The sequence below is a fragment of the Vibrio sp. 1F253 genome (assembly GCF_041439295.1).
Classification (GTDB): Bacteria; Pseudomonadota; Gammaproteobacteria; order Enterobacterales; family Vibrionaceae; genus Vibrio; species Vibrio tasmaniensis_A.
On the sequence record NZ_JBGONU010000013.1, the window covers coordinates 1 to 20,019 of the forward strand.

Annotated in this window: 15 protein-coding genes and 1 pseudogene; 4 read left to right on the forward strand and 12 right to left on the reverse strand. The window is 42.6% G+C overall.

The window, feature by feature from the left end; translation table 11 throughout:
* Window positions 1–51: 51 nt before the first annotated feature.
* Window positions 52–465 (forward strand): annotated as a pseudogene (locus tag ACED28_RS08755) (outer membrane beta-barrel protein); the annotation flags it as partial.
* Window positions 466–819: 354 nt separating this feature from the next.
* A complete protein-coding gene (locus ACED28_RS08760; RefSeq protein WP_029225506.1) occupies window positions 820–1,422 on the forward strand; it encodes a DUF2971 domain-containing protein in 603 nt (200 codons plus the stop codon).
* Between the two features lie 159 nt (window positions 1,423–1,581).
* On the opposite strand, the gene ACED28_RS08765 is transcribed toward ACED28_RS08760, so the two are convergent.
* The 3 genes from ACED28_RS08765 to matP all read right to left on the reverse strand — a co-directional run bounded on the left by ACED28_RS08765 (window position 1,582) and on the right by matP (window position 2,785).
* Window positions 1,582–1,893: a hypothetical protein gene (locus tag ACED28_RS08765; protein WP_017101103.1), complete on the reverse strand. Its 312-nt coding sequence runs from the start codon at window positions 1,891–1,893 to the stop codon at window positions 1,582–1,584.
* 104 nt (window positions 1,894–1,997) lie between these two features.
* Complete coding sequence (locus ACED28_RS08770; protein ID WP_012603889.1) at window positions 1,998–2,306, reverse strand: DUF3634 family protein; 309 nt, start codon at window positions 2,304–2,306, stop codon at window positions 1,998–2,000.
* Between the two features lie 23 nt (window positions 2,307–2,329).
* Window positions 2,330–2,785 carry a macrodomain Ter protein MatP gene (gene matP / locus ACED28_RS08775; protein ID WP_009846670.1) on the reverse strand — a complete coding sequence of 152 codons (456 nt, stop codon included), beginning with the start codon at window positions 2,783–2,785 and terminating at the stop codon, window positions 2,330–2,332.
* Between the two features lie 189 nt (window positions 2,786–2,974).
* On the opposite strand from matP, the gene ACED28_RS08780 reads away from it, so the two are divergent.
* Together ACED28_RS08780 and fabA are read left to right on the forward strand one after the other, a co-directional pair.
* Window positions 2,975–4,627, forward strand: coding sequence for an AAA family ATPase (locus ACED28_RS08780; RefSeq protein ID WP_371709672.1), 1,653 nt, complete (start codon window positions 2,975–2,977; stop codon window positions 4,625–4,627).
* Between the two features lie 70 nt (window positions 4,628–4,697).
* Window positions 4,698–5,213: a bifunctional 3-hydroxydecanoyl-ACP dehydratase/trans-2-decenoyl-ACP isomerase gene (fabA, locus tag ACED28_RS08785; protein WP_010440782.1), complete on the forward strand. Its 516-nt coding sequence runs from the start codon at window positions 4,698–4,700 to the stop codon at window positions 5,211–5,213.
* 316 nt (window positions 5,214–5,529) lie between these two features.
* Here fabA and rmf read toward each other — a convergent pair whose 3' ends face one another.
* The 9 genes from rmf to ACED28_RS08830 form a co-directional block, all read right to left on the reverse strand.
* Window positions 5,530–5,703: a ribosome modulation factor gene (gene rmf / locus ACED28_RS08790; protein ID WP_009846667.1), complete on the reverse strand. Its 174-nt coding sequence runs from the start codon at window positions 5,701–5,703 to the stop codon at window positions 5,530–5,532.
* Between the two features lie 162 nt (window positions 5,704–5,865).
* Window positions 5,866–7,611, reverse strand: coding sequence for a DUF3466 family protein (locus ACED28_RS08795; protein WP_371709673.1), 1,746 nt, complete (start codon window positions 7,609–7,611; stop codon window positions 5,866–5,868).
* Between the two features lie 9 nt (window positions 7,612–7,620).
* A complete protein-coding gene (locus tag ACED28_RS08800) occupies window positions 7,621–9,537 on the reverse strand; it encodes an ABC transporter ATP-binding protein (RefSeq protein WP_009846664.1) in 1,917 nt (638 codons plus the stop codon).
* A complete protein-coding gene (locus tag ACED28_RS08805) occupies window positions 9,515–9,775 on the reverse strand; it encodes a glutaredoxin family protein (protein ID WP_012603885.1) in 261 nt (86 codons plus the stop codon). The genes ACED28_RS08800 and ACED28_RS08805 overlap by 23 nt, the downstream gene beginning before the upstream one ends.
* Window positions 9,776–9,800: 25 nt before the next feature.
* Window positions 9,801–11,921 (reverse strand): bifunctional 23S rRNA (guanine(2069)-N(7))-methyltransferase RlmK/23S rRNA (guanine(2445)-N(2))-methyltransferase RlmL, encoded by a 2,121-nt coding sequence (gene rlmKL / locus ACED28_RS08810; protein ID WP_371709674.1) that lies wholly within the window; start codon window positions 11,919–11,921, stop codon window positions 9,801–9,803.
* Between the two features lie 547 nt (window positions 11,922–12,468).
* Window positions 12,469–13,017 carry a cell division protein ZapC gene (locus ACED28_RS08815; protein ID WP_017106984.1) on the reverse strand — a complete coding sequence of 183 codons (549 nt, stop codon included), beginning with the start codon at window positions 13,015–13,017 and terminating at the stop codon, window positions 12,469–12,471.
* 205 nt (window positions 13,018–13,222) lie between these two features.
* Complete coding sequence (gene pyrD, locus ACED28_RS08820) at window positions 13,223–14,233, reverse strand: quinone-dependent dihydroorotate dehydrogenase (protein ID WP_017099304.1); 1,011 nt, start codon at window positions 14,231–14,233, stop codon at window positions 13,223–13,225.
* Between the two features lie 328 nt (window positions 14,234–14,561).
* Complete coding sequence (locus tag ACED28_RS08825) at window positions 14,562–19,403, reverse strand: NAD-glutamate dehydrogenase (protein WP_371709675.1); 4,842 nt, start codon at window positions 19,401–19,403, stop codon at window positions 14,562–14,564.
* Window positions 19,404–19,631: 228 nt separating this feature from the next.
* The gene (locus tag ACED28_RS08830; RefSeq protein WP_004733645.1) at window positions 19,632–19,850 is read right to left on the reverse strand and encodes a DUF2835 domain-containing protein; all 219 of its coding nucleotides are present in this window, start codon (window positions 19,848–19,850) and stop codon (window positions 19,632–19,634) included.
* Window positions 19,851–20,019 lie beyond the last annotated feature (169 nt).

Genomic DNA, 20,019 nt, shown 5'->3' on the forward strand with positions numbered 1-20,019 from the left:
GCTGATCAGATCGTAGGTTCTTGATTTAGTTCCATTGAATTACGCAACAAAGCCGACTTGAGTTATAACTTAGTTGGCGGTTATGAGTTCAATACACACGATGTAGTAAAGCTGGGATTAGAAGCGGAGTACCGAAAAATTGGCAAAGTTAACTTTGCTCAAATGATGGATATGGAAGGCCAAGCCTTCTTCGTGAATGTTAAACCCAAATTCATCGTTAAAGGCGACGTCTTGGATTTGTATGTCTCCCTGTTAGCAGGCGTTGGATCTATTGATACGGAAATCAAAGCCTTTGGGCTCTCAGCTTCTGAATCTGAGGCCGCTTACCAAATCGATGGAGAATTTGGCGCAATAATTACCGATAACATCGACGTTCATATCGGTTACCGCTCTGCACATATTGAAATAGAATCCATCGATGTTTCATCCAAAACAGCATACATTGGTGCAAGATACCATTTCTAAAGTTCCTTCAATGACTAGACCAATTTATAGCGGTCAACTAGCCTAGCATTGCAAATAGTCCGATCTCTTTGAGGTCGGATTTATCATTATTGGTTCACTTAACTTCCTTTACATTGCCTCCAAATATAGGCCTATTCCTCCACCAATATAAAGTTACGTTGCAACTTATTAAAAAAACCAACGCTATTGCAAGATAAATCACTCAAACAGGCTGCTATTTCGTGTTTAAATTTTGATCTATCAATCAGTTATATGATTAAACTTGGTGACTAAGCAAGCAAACACTATGCATTCACGCTTACATTATGAATTATAGTGTTAACATCAGACAATGTTGTAAACCAGGTGTTTGATATGTTGCCTAAACTTTATAAGTTCAGATCTCTTCACGATAGAAACATACAATCGATATCCGAGTGTTCGTTGTGGTTTGATTCCGCTAAGACCTTTAATAACCCTTTTGAATCTCATCACCTGTTCAACAAAGAACTTCAGAATGACTTCAAGGTTATGTGCTTCTCTCAATCGAATGACCATCCCATACTTTGGTCTCAGTATGGCGATAACTTTAAAGGTATGTGTATTGAGTATGATCTTAACTGTTATCACGGTGAGGCAGATCTCAATTGCTTTGAAGTTCAGTATACTGACAACCCAAGCATGCTTAGTTCTCCTTCGCTAGTTAAGTCAAAAGCATCGAAATTAGCCGTGAGCGTACTTGGAATCAAACATTCAAACTGGCGTTACGAAAAAGAATATCGCTGGGTACTGCCCAATGAAGAGATTATTGGCAACAAGCTGTATCTGAATAAAGAGTGTATAAGCTCTGTGATTCTCTCAGAACACGCTCCTGCCGATAGGAAACTAAAGGTACTGATGACTTGCCAACACCTCGGCATCCCCGTTAAACACGCTGTCGCTAAACAAGATTCGTGTACATTTGGCACCTTCGGTTAAATAGATATCAGTAAAATTAACGCCCTACGAGACATATTGCTTACATGAAGTGACAGTGCAACAAACTGGCATCTAACTCAGATCACCGTAATTCACTCGTATTCATTGACGTTTTAGTCAATCAAATTAATATTATTTAGTTATAGTGCATCATAATGGTCAGTTTGTGATATGAAGTCGGATGTACTTTTCTGGAAAACTATATTTGAACTTTTTCTTGGTTGGTAAGTGCTGTTTCGCCTGTCTACAAGCTTTACTATCGCCGGACGTTCTCACTCTCTTGATTTTTGTATAACCTTTGGAGTGCTTCATTTCAATCATCAGGTCACAATAACCATCGATTTCAACATTGCTCTTTTTTAGTCCTTTCATGACCGTGGCTTTGATTTTTTTGGCTACCGGATTAACCAATGCATCGTCGGGAAATACGACTGGGGATGAAAAAAACAACAAAAGGATTAGATATCTCATACTGTTCTCCTTTATTGGAACTGAGAACAGTATGACGATGGTTAAGACAACCGAAGAACTAACTTAGTATGAAGATTGACAAGATAAGACGTAATTCTTGACCATTACGCCTTCTTTGAGCCTTTAGATTTGAAGCCGTTATGCGGGAATACATTACGAATACGTTGTTGCACGTTCTTAGGTACATCCTTTGTGAACTTGAGATTATAACCAGACCGCTTTGCGTACACTTTTAATTCACCTTTAAAAGTGTTGTTGTGGCCAATCTCTTGAAGGTTGTGCTTAAAGCTGGGTGGAAGATGACCTTTAACTTGTTCGATCGCCCCATCGTTAAATTTGATTTTCAATACCGGCCTATCAACCGCGACTAACCAAAAAACCAACGCTGCACCGATTAAGATTACATACATCATAATGTCACCACTACTGTTGATGATTATTTATCGTCAGAAAGGAGCTTGCTTAAATCTTCTTTAAGATTGGTTACTGTCTTGCTGGCCTGTTCACTACGAGATGCTTCGCTCACCAAATACTCAATAGCATCTGATAGCGTACAACCTAGCTCGTTCGCACGCTGGGATAGCTTTTCCCATACACGATAATCAAGGTCGATTGATTTTTTCTTGGTGTGAACTTGTTCAGCATTAAAGTGACGCTTTCGCTTAGCTCGGATCGCTTGCTTAAGCTTGTTATCGAGCTCAGGAGACATGTTGTCAGATATCCACTCAAGAACACCTGTTGGTTGGTGTTCAAGCTTCAATAAGGCTTGTACAGCAACGTCAGCTTCACTTGAATCAATATGGCAGGTGATCGACTCGCCTTCTTTCCATTTTTTGACCAGATAGTTCCATTTCCAACCACATTCCAAGTTTTCAAGTTGCTGATATTTCATGTCTAATCTCGAGAGTTAATCCTAGTGACAGCGTAACCCAAAATAGGCTATTTAACAATTGTTGTCTTGAAAGAATAGACCAAGATCATACTTATATTAGCTTAGTGATTAGTAACTACAACATAGAGCTACAAGCGAGATCGGTTTTTCTATATACTCCCTACCTCATTATCATAATCAGAAACTTAAATGACTCTAGTAGATTGGCGACATGTTACGCCTCAGTACGACGAATATAGCGCTCAATTAGAGCAATTCCCTGACATCTCGCCTTTCCCATTTTCAGACATTCAACATAGATTCAACGATGCGTTAACCCGCTTTGTCCGCTTGTCCAACCTTTCGCGTGTTTTACTTGTCAACGCTCCGGACAATTCGATCTATCGTCAAATGATTGTTGAATCTTTAGTTACTGCTCTAGATGATCACACGTTACCAGTAATAAAAACTGAGTCTTTAAATGCTGTCTCTTTGTTTGACCAAGTTCAATCAAAAGACGGCCAAGTCGTTGCGACAAAGCCTGGCTTACTGGCTAGAGCGAACAATGGTTATCTGATTGTTTCAGCCAACTTGATTCTAGCAAACCCGGGAAGCTGGTTACTGCTTAAGTCTGCACTTCTTGGTGAGGCCGTAGAGCCCATCAGTAGCAACCCAGAACACTTAAACCAATCTCCATCTTTACCGCTTACCTACAATATTAAGTTGATTGTGGTTGGAGACCGAGCTCAACTCGGCGATCTTGATTATCTAGACAGTGATATTCAAACTGGTTTCTGCCTATTCAGTGAAATTGAACAAGACATAAAGCTAACAGAAGAGACGTTGACGCAATATCTTGGTTACCTTAAATGGCTCCAACAACGTTATGAACTGCCAAACATCACGCAACAGGCGGTGACAGGCATTCTAACTGCTGGAGCAAGAGGAACTGAAGACCAAAGCTATATACCGTTGTGCCCGATTTGGCACAATGCGTTATTGAACGAAGCTTTGATTGAAGCCGACCATGGTGAGATTGATGGTCACCATATTCAGCAAGCACAACAACACAAATACAACCGTGAATCGTACTTACCTGAACGTGCTCTTGATGATATTCGAGATGGCCAAGTTATTATCGAAACCGAGGGTGAACAAGTTGGACAAGTTAATGGTCTGACGGTTATCGATGTACCAGGACACCCAGTATCGTATGGTGAACCAGCCCGAATTTCATGTGTTATCCACTTTGGTGATGGTGATATTGCCGACGTTGAGCGCAAAGCGGAACTCGGTGGTAACCTTCACGCCAAAGGTATGATGATCATGCAAGCGTTTGTAAGCAGCGCGTTAAACCTTGAAGATCCGTTGCCCTATGCTGCTTCTGTTGTGTTTGAGCAATCATACTGCGAAGTTGATGGCGACAGTGCTTCTCTTGCTGAGCTTTGCTCTTTGGTCAGTGCTTTGTCGGAATACCCTATCAATCAACAAATAGCAGTAACCGGAGCTGTCGACCAATTCGGTCGTGTACAAGCAGTTGGTGGGCTAAACGAGAAAATCGAAGGCTTCTATCATGTGTGTAAACACAACGGGTTAACTGGCGAACAAGGTGTGATCCTTCCAAGATCTAACTTACGACATCTTGCTCTGAAGCCAGACCTAATTGAAAGCATCAAAAACAAAGAATTCCATATTTGGTCTGTCTCTAATGTAGATGAAGCTATTCCTCTTATTATGAACAAACCATTTAGAGACGATGAACAAGAAAGCGTTCTGAGCAAAATTGCGGAACGTATTGAAAACTTTGAAAGACATGAGCACCCTATTGGAATTGTTGGACGCATTAAAAACTGGTTTGTCTAGTACTGATCGGACTTGTTTAGCGTACACCTGTTCACTAATATGCACCTATCAAAAATTGGAGTAATTGATAATGCAAAACAAACGTGATTCTTACACTCGCGAAGATCTTCTAGCATCAAGCCAAGGCGAACTATGGCCTGAAGGTCCTCAACTACCAGCACCGAACATGTTGATGATGGATCGCATCACTAAAATGTCTGAGACTGAAGGTGATTTCGGTAAAGGTTTGATTCTTGCTGAACTGGATATTACTCCTGACCTATGGTTCTTCGACTGTCACTTCCCTGGTGACCCAGTAATGCCTGGTTGTCTAGGACTTGATGCAATGTGGCAGCTTGTTGGCTTCTACCTTGGTTGGGTTGGCGGCAAAGGCAAAGGCCGTGCTTTAGGTGTAGGCGAAGTGAAATTCACTGGTCAAATCCTACCTACTGCGAAAAAAGTGACTTACGAAATCCACATGAAGCGTGTTGTTAACCGTCGCCTAGTTATGGGCCTTGCAGATGGTCGCGTACTTGTTGATGGCAAAGAGATTTATGTTGCTAAAGATTTGAAAGTTGGCCTTTTCCAAGATACGTCAGCATTCTAATCTAATCATTTAATTAGAGTAACGCAGTTAGATTTTAATAAAGCAGCCATTGGCTGCTTTATTTTCACTCCAATACATTTAGTTATAGTGCACTAGAGTGTACTGATTAAACAAACTTTCTTATTCCGAAACTGTACTGTATTAGTCCACCAGCAACTGTGTATTCCACTACAAGTATCAGTATCAGCTTAAAGTGTTAGCTCTCTACGCCATTACATTTATTTTATCTAACTTATATGCCCACTCAGAAACTAACAAGGCTCCAACTGCTGTACCCAGCAATGGAGCCTTGATCTTTGAATATGTTCCGCCCTATCTACTTATAGAGACCTGATTGCTTATCACCTTTGGCGTCACGCCAACCACCTAACCAATAAGACCGAGAATCCATTTGGCTATATGGGCAAGCTTCTTGTGACCTACCGTTTATACCAGCTTTGTAGCCTTGAGATTGTGCTCGTTCTAGTCGATCACGCTTTTGTCTCTTCATAGTGCAGTCCTCATACGGGTGTTCTATTTACTAACATACAATGATTACAACTTTGCGGAGTTTTTGTGACTCCAACTTTAAGAATCGACCAGTTTTTCACTTTTCTCAAGGCGAAAAAAAAGCCCGAATTCAGAATTGTGAACTCGGGCTCAAGAGATGAAATTATTTAAATTTTCTACGGAACCCTAATAAGCCGAGTACAGTCAAAGCGAACCAACCTAAGCTACCGCCTTTACGATCGACCTTTGCTGTATCAGTACTACGAGCTTGGATATCGCTCTTACCTTTACCTTCGATAGGAATCAATTTAACCGCAACAACCTCTTCTACTGCATTAGACGCAGCACCAGCACAGTATGAGTTGTGAGACGTTGTATCGTAGGCTCGTTCATCGTTACCTCTACCGTCTCCATTTGTATCGATCATACATTTTATAGCTGTTGCAGAGATAACACCCGCATCGTTGATGCCTGAAGCATCAATGATTCGGAACTTGTTGTTCTCTCCAGAAACGTTGCCATCGTTAGTTAGATCATCTAGAAACCAAGCTTTGTTCTGAAACAGATCAATTCTTGATGGGTCAGTACCCGTTGCTTGATATGGATAAATAAAGCCACGGTGTCTACGCTCACTGCCATCAACTTCACGCGTTGTTTCTGCGTCAACTTGACCAACAATTTCATTGAAGTTGTTAACGGCTCTAGCTTCACCACTCGAACCAGCAAAGAAGATACCACCCGTTAGGTATGTCGCTGTTGGAGTCGCAACTGAAGCATCAGTAACAACGAACATCTTACTGCCTGCGCTACCATTTTCAGGCACTCTACCATTACGCTTAGAGTTACCAATAACAAACAAGTTTTTGTTGATATCGGTCGCTACAGAGTTACTGTATTTGTAATCATTAGACGAGTTAGAGTTGACCTTAGCCCCCTCAATTGATTTGGTCGTCCAAGTATTCGCGCTGTCAGCTAAGTCCAGAGATTTACTGATGAATACAGATGCATTCATATCTTGCAGATCACCACTACCATCAACAGTATTGTAGCCTACGCCATAAAACTTAGTATCCGATTCGGCAATTGAACGCATGCTACCTTGAGCATAGTAATCGCCTTGTCTAGCAGTTCCACCACGAGTCCAATCGATTTGCTTGGTATTCGTACCATCCCAAATAGCAGCTTTTGAACTAAATACAGGATCCGGCGTTGACGTCTCCGTAATGGTTTCACTAGTAGAAACACTACCTACATTGTAAACAATACCATTACTTGCTTTGATAGCTTTCCATGCACGAGTCTCAGAAGATCCTGCAGGCCCATTTGGTGACGTTGTAAAGATTGCGTTATTACGAATGCTACCTTCTGATTTGATACCTAAAGGCTTAACTTCTGATGCGTCGTTCACATAAAGGGAGTTGATCACTGTATTGCGAGTATCGAGTATTGCCCCGCCTTCTATAAATGCCTTTGCATTTACATAACTCAGGTTGTTTCTTTCCTTAAACCAAGTATCTTCCCAGCGAGTTTTCGCCCAGCTTTCACATGTGGAATATCTTAGTTCACGTTTACAATAGTTTTTGAAGTCATCGAACTCTTGTAAATATTGGAAGACAGCATCCATAGCGAAAGGAACTTCTTCACGGTAACTAATGGCTTCAAGCGAATTACGAGTTTCACCTGCTAGCTTAAAGCTATCACAAGCGACACCACCGATAGTACCAGCGGTAAAACAACTTTCAGTTCCGGTAACCGCCGCTGGTTGAATCGCGACACCAAACGTTTCAGAAGCTCCGACAATTGAGCTAGGAGTCGCGACTTCAACTACCTTGTACAGTGCAGCATTCGCGTTAGTTGCAGCCAAAACTAAGGCTGCAACTGTTGTTAATTTAAATTTATTACAAGTCATGATTACTTCTTAACTTTCCTGTTGTAGTGCCTCGAGCTCTTCCCAGCGCTCAAAAGCGACTTCAAGCTCCTGCTCTGCTGCAGATAGCTTATCTAATACTGGTTGTGTCTGCTCTACAGATTTTGAAAAGAAGCTAGGATCGTTGACTTCTTCCTGAAGAGTTTCAATTTGAGTTTCCAATTCTTCCAAACGCAAAGGTAGCGCTTCTAGTTCTCGTTGTAGCTTATACGATAACTTCTTAGCTTTAGCCTTAACTGGCGCAGTTTTGGGAGTTTCCTCAACTACTTTCTCTGGCTTTGATGGCTTTTCAACCTGTCGGTACTCTATAGCCTGCTTTCTTTGTTGCTGAGCATCGTGGTAACCACCAACAAATTCTTCAACAACGCCGTTGCCTTCAAAAATCCAACTTGTCATAACCGTGTTATCAACAAACTGTCGATCGTGGCTCACTAAAAGAAGCGTACCCTGATAGTTGGCAAGCAAATCTTCTAAAAGTTCCAAAGTTTCGATATCTAGATCGTTGGTTGGCTCATCGAGAATCAATAAGTTATTCGACTTAAGGAAAATACGAGCTAATAACAGGCGGTTTTTCTCACCACCAGACAGTGCCTTCACAGGAGTGCGAGCACGTTTAGGAGAGAACAAGAAATCTTGTAGGTAGCTCAGTGCATGGCGCTCACGGCCGCCTACTGTCACTTCTTGCTTACCATCCGCCAGATTGTCAATTACTGACTTCTCAGGGTCTAGAATTTCTCGATATTGGTCGAAGTAAGCCACTTCAAGTTTAGTACCACAATGCAGACGGCCAGAATCAGGCTTCAGCTGATCAAGAAGCAGTTTAAGCACGGTACTCTTACCACAGCCATTAGGGCCGATCAGAGCAATACGATCACCACGCATAATGTTGAAGCTGAAATCTTTAACAATCTCTTTGCCTTCAAAGCCAAAGTTAAGATTCTCTGCTTCGAATACAATCTTGCCTGAACGTTGACCATCATCGATCTGAATAACCGCTTTACCCTGCACTTCACGACGATTGATGCGCTCTTCACGCAACTTCTTAAGTGCACGTACACGGCCTTCGTTACGCGTTCGACGAGCTTTAATGCCCTGACGAATCCACACTTCTTCTTGAGCAAGCTTTTTATCGAATTCAGCGTTCTGCATCTCTTCGACACGTAACGCTTCTTCTTTCTCTAGCAAGTAGTTTTCGTAATCGCCAGGGAACGAGCTCAGCTTGCCGCGATCAAGATCAACAATGCGAGTTGCCATCGATTTGATGAAAGCACGGTCATGCGAGATAAAGATGATTGAACCACGGAAGTCTTTCAGGAAGCCTTCTAACCATTCGATTGTCGCAACATCTAGGTGGTTAGTCGGTTCGTCGAGCAGAAGCACGTCTGGGTCACATACAAGCGCACGAGCAAGCGCCGCTTTACGTTGCCAACCACCAGACAAATCGGTCAGTTTTGTTTCAGCAGTGAGTTTAAGCGCCGCCATTACGTTACTTACGCGATCTTCGAAACGCCATGCGTTGGCATGATCCAACTGCTCTTGTACACGAGTAAGACGATTTAAGTTCTTTTCGCTAGGGTCAGTACCAATGAGATCCAAAAGATCATGATAGATCTTCAGCTGTTCGCCGATTTCCGCTAGGCCACCAGCAACGTAATCATAAACGGTGCCTTCTTCATTACGCGGTGGATCTTGCTCAAGGCGAGACACAACCACATCTTGTGTGATTTGCATCTTGCCGTCGTCCATGATGATGTTCCCTGACAGGATTTTCATCAACGTAGACTTACCCGCGCCATTGCGCCCTACTAAACACACACGTTCGTTTTCTTGCAGTGCAAAGTCCGCACGATCTAATAACGGGTGATCGCCAAACGCTAATTGCCCGTTATGAATTGTAAGTAATGCCATTCTTTTTTAACCAATCATTAAGTTCTAACAAGCCAAATGGCCAGTTAAGCTCTGAGCTTTGAGAAAAGTCAGAGCTTTCAAATTTGAGCACCGGAATAGTGACCCCGTAACGGGAAAAGAGCTCATCATCAAATGCAATGTCGACAACGTTGACGTGATGGCTAATGTTTAACTGTTCCGTGAGTTTGAATGCCATCTCACATAGATGGCACCCTTCTGTACTGTAGAGAGTCAGCACGCTATATCCTTATACAATCTATTAATTACTTATGTGTAATCAACCAGCAGTTATGAATGTGCTTGTTACGAGAGAAGTCCAATGGAAGCGTTTTAGATGAGATGTTCTGAGCTTTGAGACCTAACTCTTCTAGGCCTTCTACATCCATTTTGAAGTGACGCTTGTTGTTAGAGAACACAATTGTGCCTTCTTCACGAAGAAGACGCTTAAGGTTTTCCATCAATTGAATGTGATCACGCTGAACATCAAAAGATTGATCCATACGCTTAGAGTTTGAGAACGTTGGGGGATCAATGAAGATCAGGTCGTAAGAACCCTGCTCTTTAACCAACCACTGTAAGCAGTCAGCTTGAACAAACTGATGTTGACGACCAACACGGCCGTTAAGCTCCATGTTTTGTTTTGCCCACTCAAGGTAGGTATTAGACATATCAACGGTTGTTGTAGAGCGTGCGCCACCCACAGCAGCATGAACAGATGCACTGCCTGTGTAAGCAAATAAGTTAAGGAAATCTTTACCTGCAGCCATTTCGCCGATACGACGACGAGTGATCTTATGATCTAAGAACAAGCCCGTATCTAAGTAGTCATGAAGATTAACAATCAGCTTAACGCCGTATTCGTTCACTTCTAGGTTAGAGGAGTCTTGAGCCATTTTTTGATATTGAGATCGGCCTTTCTGCTTCTGACGAACCTTAAGAACCACGTTGTTTGCTTCAACGCCAGTGACTTGAATAGAAGCACGGATGATATCGGTTAAGCGACGCTTAGCTTTGTCTTCCGGCACATCTTTAGGCGCTGCGTATTCTTGAATCACAAGGTGACCCGGATATACGTCAATCGCTACATTGTATTCTGGTAAGTCAGCATCGTAGATACGGTAGCAATCTAGTTGCTCTTTCTTCGCCCATTTACCGATTTTGCCGATGTTCTTTTTAAGACGGTTCGCGAAATCAGGAGCAATCAACAGTTCTTGCTCGCCAGTTGGACGCTCAGACATAGGACGGTCTGAAATTGAGTAGTTTTTCTGGTGACACGGTAACGCACCGTTATTCAGTTTGAACTGTTTGTCTGCACGCATACGCAAGCAGCTAAGTAATTCATCAGAACTTGAGAAGATAGACGCGTTGCAGCCGCCAAACTCAGCCTTCAGTTGAGCACCAAATGCTGTGTACAGTGCAATCAAGCCCGGCTCTGTACCTAAACGCTCACCATAAGGAGGGTTTGACACAATCACACCATCATTGAACTCTGCAGGGCGTTTAAGCTTTGCTGCGTCACCTACTTCGAATTCAATCAACTCTTCAACGCCAGCACGACGTGCATTGTCACGCGCCGTTTTGATCATGCGTTCGTCGTTGTCATAACCGAAGAACTTACATTCTACTTTCTTAACGCCACGACGGCCTTGAACGTTCGCTTCTGCTTTCACTTCAGCCCAAAGCTCTGGTTCGAAATCTTCTAATGATTCAAAACACCATTTCTGACGTTTCACACCAGGTGCCATGTTTGCAGCCATCATCGCCGCTTCAATCACTAACGTACCTGAACCACACATAGGGTCTAGGAAAGGTTTCGTTGCATCCCAACCACTACGAAGAAGAATCGCTGCAGCAAGAGTTTCACGCAGTGGTGCGCGACCTGATTCTGGACGGTAGCCACGTTGATGAAGGCCACTGCCTACCATATCCACACCAAGAATCGCTTTGTCACGATGCAGACGAACGTGAATACGAATATCTGGATTTTCTTTGCTAATAGATGGGCGCGGTAAAGACTTCTTCTCGAAGCAATCTACAACGGCATCTTTTACTTTCATCGCACCGTATTGGCTATTACGGATTTCGTTGTTCGTGCCATTGAAGTCAACAACGAAACGCTTAGTGCTATGGAATTGATTTACCCAGTTAACCGCAGTGGTCGATAGGTAAAGATCCATGTCATCCATACAAGTGAATTCTGAAAGGACACGTACAAATCGAGAAGCCAAACGGCTCCACAAACAACAACGATAAATTTGCTCATTGGTGGCTTTGAATTTAACACCTGCTTGAACAGGTTTTGCGTTTGTAATCCCTAGTTGGGTTAGTTCTTCAACTAATAAATTCTCAAGGCCATTTGAGGTAACCGCTAGATATTGATTCATAGTGTTCTTTTATTGATAAAAATGAGCTCGATTATACCTGAATTTGCTATTAGAGCATCACACTAAACTCGTCTTTTCATTGAATCTTTCTACTAACTGCTTAGCAAATGGTCAGTCATGAAGCGATCGCTTACCCGCACTCCCTTACAACACAACAACTCTCAATCTTACAGAAATAACACTCATCGATAGGCTTAAATCATTAAGTGCATTTATATTCACCCTTAAATTGGTATACACCAGACTGAAATTTAGATTGAAAATTAGCAACAAAAGACCCCAAACAGGGAATAAACAGAGGAAACCCGCTATCGATAATGAGAGAATCGGTCTAAATTGAGGTTAAAAAAGATACGTTTTTTACAAATTAAATAAGTGAACAACGTCATTCAAATGAATGAACTACGTCGTATTTATTGAGATAGGCTTTTTTAGGCACAAAAAAATCGGCTATTAAGCCGATTATGGGGAAGGTATTACTGGTTTATTCGTAGCGATGATTGGTCGAAATAATGCTCTAGTGATGCTCTAGATTAGAGGTTAGAGGTTAACCCACCATAGCAATATGCGTTTGATGAAGGATGGCATTTGCATCAGTCATTCTATCGTGCATGACTTTAATCGAGTCTCCAAAGCGTAAACCTTTTGAAGGCGTTAAGAGGAACTCTTCTAAGTCTACAAATGCGCATAGGCTCGCACACTCTCCTACTTCTAATACAATGAAGTAACCAAGGCTATGCTCGTTATTCATTTGTACAATATCCCCTTCTTGAGGATATTCATGGCCAACGCCTTGTGAGTCGAAGAACCAGCTTTTAGGCTGTACAGGCTTATGGAAACGCTTTGCAGCCACACAATAAAGTGCAAGCTCTGCTTGTCGTGGCTCAGACAGTTCTAAGCCAGAAATTTGTTCTTTGAAGGTTTGGTAGGAAGATGCATCATCAACAGTGAATTCATTATCTTTAAAAGCGCAGTCCACCAGCTTATTGCGGACCAGATTCGTTTTAAAAATCATATCCTCTCCGAGGTTTAGCATCAATGAACATTGCTGCTCATCGTAATACCAACTCCATGTATCGCTAGGTTTAAGCATCATTTCGTCTCACACTGTTGAACCATTCCATTAGGTAAAACGCAAAATTACCTTCAATTACAGTAATTTTACTGTGCGATAGGCAAAAAAAAAGAGGAAATGAATTCCTCTTTCTTATCGCTTTTCTCTACAACTCAGTGAGTTACAGTGTCTCTTTTAGTAAGACGATGCCGGATTGTAGTCTTTGGACTAAGATCGTTTTTACGAACTATAGATTTTTGACGATGTCGCCTACAAGGCCTGGGCCTTTGTAGATGAAACCAGAGTAAACTTGTACAAGCTTCGCGCCTGCCATCATTTTCTCTTTCGCAGCGACGTAAGAGTCAACGCCACCTACCCCGATGATCGGTAATTGGTCACCCAACTCTTCGTGAAGTTTACGAACCACTTCAGTACTGCGAGATTGAACTGGACGTCCACTTAGGCCACCCGCTTCATCGCAATGTTTCATGCCTTCAACGATTGAACGATCCAATGTTGTGTTTGTTGCGATCACACCATCGATCTTATTTTTGATCAATGATTCACAAATTTGGCTAATTTCGTCATCACTTAGATCCGGAGCAATCTTAAGAGCAAGAGGAACATATTTACCATGCTTCTCTTCTAGTTCAGATTGTTTCGTTTTAAGTTCAGACAATAGATCGTCTAGAGCTTCGCCGTATTGTAGAGAACGAAGTCCTGGAGTATTTGGTGAAGAGATGTTCACAGCAATGTAACCAGCGTATTGATATACCTTCTCCATACAGATCAAGTAATCTTCAGCGCCCTTTTCAATTGGTGTGTCTTTGTTCTTACCGATGTTGATACCTAAGATGCCGTCGTAGTTCGACTTCTTAACGTTCTCAATAAGGTTGTCGACGCCTAAGTTATTGAACCCCATGCGGTTGATGATACCTTCAGCTTCAACAAGACGGAACAGACGTGGTTTGTCATTACCGGCTTGTGGACGAGGAGTTACCGTTCCTACTTCAACGAAACCAAAACCCATTGCGCCAAATGCATCAATACATTCGCCGTTTTTATCTAGGCCAGCCGCTAGGCCAACTGGGTTTTTAAAAGTAAGACCCATGCATTCTACAGGTCGATTAGGTAATTGTTGGCGATACAAAAGATCAATAGGAGTGCCTGTGAAGCGTTTGAAATTTTGAATTGCAAGATCATGTGCCTTTTCGGCATCAAGTTGGAAAAAGCCAGTTCTGGCTAGACGGTAGAGCATTGTGCCTCCGATAGAAAAAAGCCCCGTGTAAACGGGGCGATATTATTTACTTATTTACTCAACTATTCAATCTATTACTGTCTGTAAGGGTAAGATAATCGAGTTTGCTAGCGAATGAGGTTCTTTATTAAGCAAACGTTATCGTTTCTGCAGTCAGTTTACTCATTTCTAGTCTCTACCATATTACAGCCACCCACTCTTTTAACAACAAGCAAGGTGTCCACGAAGTGGGTCCGTCAAAAATCGTTAGACCTATAGATGCCACTTTATAGAAACAAAAAAGGCAGACCTTATGGCCTGCCCTTGTGTCTTTCGTTTTATCTAATCACTAATCTGTCGACATGCAGTTTAGATTCAATAACATCAATTCACGCAATGCTACTGAGAACTTGGCAAACTCATGAACCGAACCCACTTTGAATTCATTGAGGATACTTTCCCAACGATGTAGAGAAACAGAGTTACTTTCCATCCAATCATCAAGCGCTTTAATCACATCGATGTCTGAAGCACAACCGCAGTTAAGCACTTGGCCAGTTAGCTGACGTTGCTGCCAATCCAGATCTTCTCTGAATGCTGCACGTGCCAGCGCTTGCCAGTTGTTATCTACAGCTTGACCATTGATTTGCTTCAAGAACCAGTGCAGAGACAAACGGTCGCCAAGGTTGAAGTAAAGCTTAGACGCTTGTTGTACTGTTTTACCCGTCTCACGAGCCACTGTGGATATATCCAGTGCTGAGTACAAGCTAGACAAACGCGCAACTGAATTAGCCAACTCAGCGTTTACGCCTTGGTCAATCCATAACTGTGCCATTGCGTTATGCTCTTCTACTTCAGAAGCCACTAGGTTTTCATCCAGTTTCTCTGTGATAGTAAGAACATCGCCTTGGTAAAGTTCAATCAATGCTTTCACTGACTGTTTTCCGGTACGGTTTCTTAGCAACCAACGAGCCAAACGACGAAGTGTACGACGAACATGGTAGATCAATTCATATTGAGCTTCAGAACTTGAAACATTGTCCAGTTCACGGATGCTCTTCAGAACTTTGCCAAGACCATAGATTTCACGTGTTGCCGCGTAAGCATTGGCAATATCAACAATATTTGCGCCCGTCTCTTCTTGCAGACGAGTAACGAAGTTACAACCCATCTCGTTAACCATTTGGTTAGCCAATGCCGTCGCAATGATTTCAGAACGTAGTGGATGATTATCCATGTGCTGAGAGTAGTTACGACGTAACGCTGTTGGGAAGTATTGCATAAGCTGTTGAGCATGGAATTCATCATTAGCGATATCATCACTAACAAGATCTTCTTTAAGCACCATTTTACCGTAAGCAACAAGTACAGAAAGCTCTGGTCTTGTTAGGCCTTGGCCCTGCTTTTCACGCTCAAGCAGTGTTTCGTCATCAGGGATGTATTCCAAACCACGATCCAAGTACCCTGCTTTTTCCATTGTATGAATAAAGCGGATTTGCTCTTTGACTAAGCCAACACCTTGATGCTCAGTAACCGAAATAGACTCAGCTTGGCAATATGCGTCGTCTAGTACGATTTCGCCCACTTCATCTTCCATTGATTCAAGCACTTGGTTACGTTGCTTAACGGTTAGATCACCATTAGACACCAAACCATTCAAGAATATCTTAATGTTTACTTCATTATCCGAACAGTCAACACCACCAACGTTATCAACGAAGTCAGTATTAACGCGGCCACCCGTCAGCGCGTATTCAATACGACCCAGTTGAGTCATACCCAAGTTACCGCCTTCACCAACAACTTTAGCTTTTAGGTCACGGCCATCGATACGCAGCACGTCATTTGCACGGTCACCTACATCTGTATGAGTCTCGTTTGAAGACTTAACGTAAGTACCGATACCACCATTCCAAAGAAGATCAACCTGCATAGACAAGATCGCTTTGATCAAATCATTCGGTGCCATTGATGCTTTCTTAGTACCTAGCATTTTCTGAATTTCAGGCGTCAGAGAGATAGACTTCGCTCGACGAGAGAAAATGCCACCACCTTGAGAAATCAGGTCTTTGTTGTAATCTTCCCAGCTTGAGCGAGGTAGATTAAACAAGCGCTCACGCTCTACCCAGCTTGATGCTGATTCTGGATTCGGGTCGATGAAAATATGCATGTGGTTAAACGCAGCTTGCATACGAATATGCTTAGACAACAGCATGCCGTTACCAAACACATCGCCCGCCATATCACCTACACCGATAGCGGTGAAGTCCGTTGTTTGGCAGTTGATGCCCATTTCACGGAAGTGACGTTTAACTGATTCCCAGCCACCTTTCGCCGTGATACCCATGGCTTTATGGTCATAACCGTTAGAGCCACCAGAGGCAAATGCATCGCCTAACCAGAAATTGTATTCAGCAGATACTGAGTTTGCTAGATCTGAGAACGTTGCGGTACCTTTATCGGCGGCAACAACCAAATACGGATCATCTTCATCGTGACGAACAACGCTCTTAGGTGGAATAACCTCACCTTCAATGATGTTGTCTGATACGTCTAGTAGTGCACGGATGAAGCGTTTGTAACAACGTTGACCTTCAGCGAAGATCTCGTCTCGGCCAGACATAGTGTGCTGACGCTTACAAACGAAACCACCTTTTGCACCAACCGGTACAATTACTGTGTTCTTAACTTGTTGTGCTTTAACTAGGCCTAGAATCTCAGTACGGAAATCCTCTTGACGATCTGACCAACGTAAACCACCACGAGCGACTTTACCGCCACGTAGATGCACACCTTCAATGTCTGGTGCGTAAACGAAGATCTCAAACGCAGGAACCGGTGCTGGGATATCTGGGATCTCGCTTGGTCTCATTTTCAGAGCCAACCAAGGTTTAGACTGTTTGTTGTCGTCTAACTGGTAGTAGTTAGTACGAAGCGTTGCTGTGATCATTTCCATGTAACGACGAATGATACGATCATCATCCAAGCTTTCTACGTGATCCAACTGTTCAGTGATCTTCTTAATAAGATCTTGTTGGCCTTTCGCGCTGCCCTTCAATTTAGGATCAAAACGCTTGCCGAATAAGCTCACTAACCCTTTTGCTAGATCTGGGTAATGAGACAATGTGTCTTCAATGTATTGTTGACTGAATGGGAAACCCACTTGGCGCATGTAACGCGCATACGCACGTAAGATTGAGATTTCACTGCCAGAAAGAGCAGCACCCAATACCAAGCGGTTAAAACCATCGCTGTCTAATTCACCTTCCCAAATCGCAGCAAAGGCTTGTTGGAATAGATCGCGCGCTTCACGAAGATCAATCGTCTTGTCACTCTTATGCAGCATCGAGAAATCAAGGATCCAATAAGTCACCCCATTGGTCTTGCGTACTTCATAAGGTGATTCACCAATAACGCGCAGGCCAAAGTTTTCAAGCATTGGCATAACATCAGACAGGTGAATCGGCTCATCACTGTGGTAGAACAGCTTCAAACGAACAGCTTTAGAGTCTGCAGCCTCTTCTTGAGGGCGGTAGAAAAGCATACCTAGTTTGTTGTCTTCACTTAGTGCTTCTAAACGCTCGATATCTGCAACCGCAGAACCAGGCATCATGTCTTCTTTGTACGAACGTGGGAATGCACGCATGTACTCTTTCGATAACGGAAGACCTTTGCTCTCACCGAAGTTAGCAACGATTGATTCAGACAGGCGGTCATCCCACGTAGACGATACTTCCATTAAATTTTGCTCAATTGTTTTCACGTCCACATCCATGTTGTTGTTATCAACACGAACAATATAGTGCGTTCTTGCCAGTGGGCTTTCAGAGAAGTATGTCGTGAATTCGACCTCTTCTTCGCAACCGAAATACTGCTTCAAGATGCGTTGGGTTTGACGACGAAGTTCGGTGTTGTAACGATCTTTAGTAACGTAAACCATGCAGCTAAAGAAACGGCCAAACGGGTCTTTGCGAACAAACAAACGCAGAAGATCGCGATCTTGCATTTGAACTACGCCAGTACCGACTTCTAGCAATTCTTCTTCACGAGCTTGAAGCAGTTCATCTCGCGGGTAGTTTTCTAGAATGTTGTGCAGAGCTTTATAAGAGTATGAACCTTCACGGTAACCACTCGCGTCTAAGATACGCTCTACTTTCTCGCGAACAAGAGGAATCGTTTCAACGGTTTGGTTATAAACGGCAGAGGTGTAAAGACCAGTAAAGCGGTGTTCACCAATGACCTTACCGTTCTTATCGAACTTCTTAATACCAATGTAATCATTGTAAGCTGGGCGGTGAATGCGTGAAGCCGTGTTGCCCTTGGTTACGATAAGTACATAAGGCTTTTTGGCTTCAAGACGTGCCGAATCCGAAAACTCAGACAGCTTAACGTTACGCACACGATCTGAATTCGCAAACAAACCAAGGCCTTGCTCCTTGGTCGGTTGTAGTTCTGTGTCGCCATTTACAGAAACAAGGTCATATTCCTTGTAACCCATAAACGTAAAGTTGTGCTCGCCTAACCAACGAAGAAACGCCAACGTCTCATCAAAACGTTGACCGTCTACAGGAATGCTTTCTTTTTGCTTTTCAACTTGATTGGTTACTTCCTCAAGTTTTTCAACCATCTTCAGCCAATCGTTCACGACTAAACCAGTATCGGTAAAGATATCCAGTAGTTCCGTTTTGAGCGCTGTCATTTCAGATTTGCTGCTAAGACGGTCTACTTCGATATGGAAAAGCGATTGGAATGCACCTTCGTTATTGCTCACGCCGACAACACTGCCCTTATCAGAGCGAGAGATTTGAGTTGGATTATGAAGCAGAAGGTGAGAAGAAAGGTCTAGGCGAGTCAGCGCCATTTTTACAGAGTCTACAAGGAATGGGCTATCTGGTACGACTATCTCTACGATAGTGTGAGTAGATTGCCAACCTTGACGACTTACTGTCGGGTTAAAAACACGAACAGAGATTTGGTCAGCTTTCTTTTCATTGATGTGATGCCATAAGCTAACTACAGCACCGTATAAATCGGATTCGTTTCTCTGAGTTAGATCGTCGTGAGAAACATTACTAAACAAGTGTTGAGCAAGTTGAGTTACGAGAGGTCGATGAGCAAGGTCAAGTTTGTCTTGAATCAGTTTGTAAACTTTTTCAAGTAAAACTGGAACCACAGTTTCACGTGCGGTCATAGTCACACTCCACAATTAGAATTTTATTTTATTATTAGGGGGCTTACTTAAGCTAGCGTTTGAATCAAGCCTTCAAGGCCAGTTCTACTAACGAGTTAAGCAAAGGTAATGCATTCATTTATTGTAAAAGCATTATTGATAAATAGTTAATTGTTTTAGAGGTGGTAAGAGGTGAAATGTTTGATTATGTGATTAAGATTCCCTTTAACTCACTAGGCACGCCAAGCTTTACAGAGCTTCCAACTTAATAAACTTATTTTTTTGGTCAGTTGTTAACCTAAACTGTCCTCTAACCCCTATTTGTGTAAGAAATGGTCTGAAGCGAGTTGCAGGTAGCTGTAAGCGTAGCCCTGTTGTTGTTATCACTTGAACTTTACTTGCGGCACCCGAGTAGCTAGCCAAAAACTGCTGATATGAGATGTTAAGTTGGAAAATATAGCGATTCATACGATACCTGTATAAATATACAGTGCCGGTGTTTTTGGCACTTAACGATGTCTGAAAGTGAAACTGAGCTTGAAACTGCTCTAGCTTATCGAAAATTCGATAAACCAGAAACAAAAAATCAGTGGCAGATATTCTCTACCACTGATGACTTTTCGTTACTAGTAAACTG

Excerpts from the sequence above, each read along its gene's own strand:
- ACED28_RS08760 (WP_029225506.1), top strand. The coding sequence starts at position 820 with ATGTTGCCTAAACTTTATAAGTTCAGATCTCTTCACGATAGAAACATA.
- ACED28_RS08765 (WP_017101103.1), bottom strand. The coding sequence starts at position 1,893 with ATGAGATATCTAATCCTTTTGTTGTTTTTTTCATCCCCAGTCGTATTT.
- ACED28_RS08770 (WP_012603889.1), bottom strand. The coding sequence starts at position 2,306 with ATGATGTATGTAATCTTAATCGGTGCAGCGTTGGTTTTTTGGTTAGTC.
- matP (WP_009846670.1), bottom strand. The coding sequence starts at position 2,785 with ATGAAATATCAGCAACTTGAAAACTTGGAATGTGGTTGGAAATGGAAC.
- ACED28_RS08780 (WP_371709672.1), top strand. The coding sequence starts at position 2,975 with ATGACTCTAGTAGATTGGCGACATGTTACGCCTCAGTACGACGAATAT.
- fabA (WP_010440782.1), top strand. The coding sequence starts at position 4,698 with ATGCAAAACAAACGTGATTCTTACACTCGCGAAGATCTTCTAGCATCA.
- rmf (WP_009846667.1), bottom strand. The coding sequence starts at position 5,703 with ATGAAGAGACAAAAGCGTGATCGACTAGAACGAGCACAATCTCAAGGC.
- ACED28_RS08795 (WP_371709673.1), bottom strand. The coding sequence starts at position 7,611 with ATGACTTGTAATAAATTTAAATTAACAACAGTTGCAGCCTTAGTTTTG.
- ACED28_RS08800 (WP_009846664.1), bottom strand. The coding sequence starts at position 9,537 with ATGGCATTACTTACAATTCATAACGGGCAATTAGCGTTTGGCGATCAC.
- rlmKL (WP_371709674.1), bottom strand. The coding sequence starts at position 11,921 with ATGAATCAATATCTAGCGGTTACCTCAAATGGCCTTGAGAATTTATTA.
- ACED28_RS08815 (WP_017106984.1), bottom strand. The coding sequence starts at position 13,017 with ATGATGCTTAAACCTAGCGATACATGGAGTTGGTATTACGATGAGCAG.
- pyrD (WP_017099304.1), bottom strand. The coding sequence starts at position 14,233 with ATGCTCTACCGTCTAGCCAGAACTGGCTTTTTCCAACTTGATGCCGAA.
- ACED28_RS08825 (WP_371709675.1), bottom strand. The coding sequence starts at position 19,403 with ATGACCGCACGTGAAACTGTGGTTCCAGTTTTACTTGAAAAAGTTTAC.
- ACED28_RS08830 (WP_004733645.1), bottom strand. The coding sequence starts at position 19,850 with ATGAATCGCTATATTTTCCAACTTAACATCTCATATCAGCAGTTTTTG.